This is a genomic window from Robbsia andropogonis (assembly GCF_000970345.1).
GTDB classification, from domain to species: domain Bacteria; phylum Pseudomonadota; class Gammaproteobacteria; order Burkholderiales; family Burkholderiaceae; genus Robbsia; species Robbsia andropogonis.
On record NZ_LAQU01000110.1, the window covers coordinates 1 to 2,916 of the forward strand.

Here is a 2,916-nt window from a genome sequence, read left to right on the forward strand (position 1 = left end):
AGGCGTGTAAGCTCGAACCGCCGAAATTCCCGCAGTACTGGGTGGGTGGGCCTCATCCGAAGGGGGCTGGCACGTCGCAGCGGCTCGGCAACGGCAGCGCTGCCATCGCCGATCACCTCAGCGGCCGTGGAAAAGAAACACTTCATCACGGACCCACAGGCGTGCCCGGTTGTCACTACACCTTCCTCTGTGGCGCGCACCCAAGCCATAAGTTGTTGATTTGCGCTTAAACCTGACCCATTGGGGACGCAAATTATCAGAACCATCAAATCTTTTTTCCTGCTGCCGATCCAAATTGGCTGTTTCTCTTTGTCTGTTCAGCGTACATCCGTCCGGCTTCACACCTCATTCATGGCGACTTTACTTGACAGGCGACTTTAACCCGCCACAGTTTTTCAAAGTTAACTTGCGTTTACTGTCACCCATCGCTATTGTGTTTCGAAATTCGACCGAATCAGTCTATACATACGATTTCGGTCCAATCTTAGGGACTGGTGATAACACATATGAACGCGAAAGTCAGGGCACCTGGGAAAACGACTGCTGAAGACTTGATGGCGCTAGCCAATTTATCCGATGTGATGCTGCAACGCATCAGAAACGATATGCTTGAGCCACACCCTAGAAAGCTCGCTCCGACGCTGAACTCTGCTCGCGTTCAAGAAATGTGCGGCATTGACAAGCAGCGGATGGCATATGAGGCCAAAAAGGGTGTACTGCCTCTAGGCACGCAGACCCGACCTGGCGCACCGCGAACATTTTCAGTTGCTGAAGCAATCGAATGGGTGAAGGCTGAATTAAAGCCTACTCCTCGTCGCGGCCTAGGCAAGGTTCTGTCAGTGGCCAACTTTAAAGGCGGAGTGACCAAGACAACAACGTCTACCCTACTGGCGCAAGGACTAAGTATGCGACGTGGTCGTCGTGTTCTGCATATTGACTTAGATCCGCAAGGCAGCGCCTCGACATTGTACGGCATCAATCCGCACGCAGAAGTCGATTCCTCGCAAACCATCATGCCATTGATCGAGGCGTTTGCTGAGGGACGCTCATTCGATATGTCGTCGCTCCCGGCGCAGACTTACTGGCCGAATTTAGATCTTATCCCGTCGTCGACGGAACTTTTTAATGCCGAGTTCATGCTGCCAGCTCGCGCATCCAGTACGGACCCAGGAGCGCGCTTCGAGCAAGTGCTACATGAAGGTCTTGCGCCTCTTAAAGAGGTCTACGACTACATCATCATCGATACCGCTCCGACGTTGAGTTATTTGACGATCAACGCGGTGTTCGCTGCGGATGGCGTCATCGTACCCGTTGTACCCGACATGCTGTCATTTGCCTCGATGGTTCAGTTTTGGCACTTGTTTGCCGACTTGATTAATGGAATGAAGGCATTCGGCGATAACCGGTCGAAAGAGTTCGATTTCGTTGATGTGCTCGTGACTCGGTCCACGCCCAAACCTGCGGCGCAAGCGCTTCTGGCATGGATAACTCAGATCTATGGGTCGCGAGTAATTCCGGTTGAAATTCCGGAGACTGATCTGGCGAAGAATACGAACATGCGATTCTCGACTATATATGACATGTCGAATTCGGATGGTGGCGGAGAAACCTTGCGTCGGATCCGTATGCCTGTTGACAACCTTGTCGATCGAGTTGACGACAAAATTAGCGCGCTCTGGGCAGCGGGAGACTAACGATGTCGTGGATTAAAGATCAAGCAGCGAAGGCTAAGAATATCCAGTTGACACAAGCCGATATAGACGCGGCAAAAACTACGCCTGCGAGCGCCCCTAAGACGGCGCCAGGCCAGATGATGCATCTGCAAGCGACTGTCATAAGCCAGAAGCAGGAGATCGAGCAACTAAGGTCGGCACTTAAAAATGGACACTCTTCAAAGTTGCCTGTCGCTCGATTGCATGAAGTCCCGGGACGGCGAAGGAAGCTCTCTGACGAAGAGTTTTCCGAATTGGAAGCAAACTTGCTGGCGTATCCGTTGGCAAATCCTGTCACTGTCGAAGCACGACCTGATGGTGACTGGGACATCGTCACGGGAAACAATCGTGTAGACATTTACCGTCGCAATGGTCGGGAGGAAATTGACGCTCTTATTGTTCAGCTCGACCCAGCGTTGGTCGAGCGTGTAGCTTTCTTTGCAAACTTGCTCTCGCCATCCCTGTCGGATTTCGAAAAGTATTGGAACTTCAAGAAGCTTCAAGAGGGGACCGAATTAACTCGACAAGATATTGCCGAAACGGCAGGACTATCCAAGTCGCATATCAGCCGGATTTTCGCGTTCGATGGTCTACCAGAAGCCGCAAAAGCGTTACTTGCTGAGCGCCCTGAGCGGTTAGGTAGTCATGCAGCATCGAAGCTCGCAATAGCTACAAGCGAAGGCAAAGCGGATGAAGTTACGGCGGCTATAGCTAGGTTGATTTCGGATTCGACATTCACCCAGGATAGCGCGGTCAAAGCCGTAACGTCGAAACCGAAGACGCAGACCAGCGTGTTAGCCCCGTTAGTTGTTCGTGTCGGGAAGAAGAAGTTTTGTGAGATTAGCGCGCGCAACGGAAACATTGGCGTTCGAATTAGTGACGCGACAGAAGATGCGGAAGGTTGGGCTAAGGAGATTCAGTCGTTCATTGAAGCGAAGCTTAACGAACGCCGACAGTGAGATTGGCTGATAGTTTTCGCAACGGCAACGACGCGAAGAGACGACGTTCCCAATGGGAACCTCAGGAAATACAGTGACTTACTAAGATGAAAAGGAAAGTCTGATGTGTTGACTAAACTTTAAAGACGAAAGCCCCCGGACTGGAATCCGGGGGCTTTCTGGTAAATCCGGGCTTGCTGTCGCTTGCCCTGCACTTCACCGACGCCAATCGGCAAAGAGACCTTCAACATCTCGAAGTGTAGCGC

Annotated in this window: 3 protein-coding genes; all 3 read left to right on the forward strand. The window is 51.9% G+C overall.

The genetic code is table 11. The annotated features are described in order from the left end of the window. Positions 1–230, forward strand: a 230-nt coding sequence (locus WM40_RS31905; protein WP_236693715.1) for a hypothetical protein, incomplete at its 5' end; no start/stop codon positions are given. 276 nt (positions 231–506) lie between these two features. After that, a complete protein-coding gene (locus tag WM40_RS26150) occupies positions 507–1,694 on the forward strand; it encodes a ParA family protein (protein ID WP_046154505.1) in 1,188 nt (395 codons plus the stop codon). Between the two features lie 2 nt (positions 1,695–1,696). Next, positions 1,697–2,671 (forward strand): ParB/RepB/Spo0J family partition protein, encoded by a 975-nt coding sequence (locus tag WM40_RS26155; protein ID WP_046154506.1) that lies wholly within the window; start codon positions 1,697–1,699, stop codon positions 2,669–2,671. Positions 2,672–2,916 lie beyond the last annotated feature (245 nt).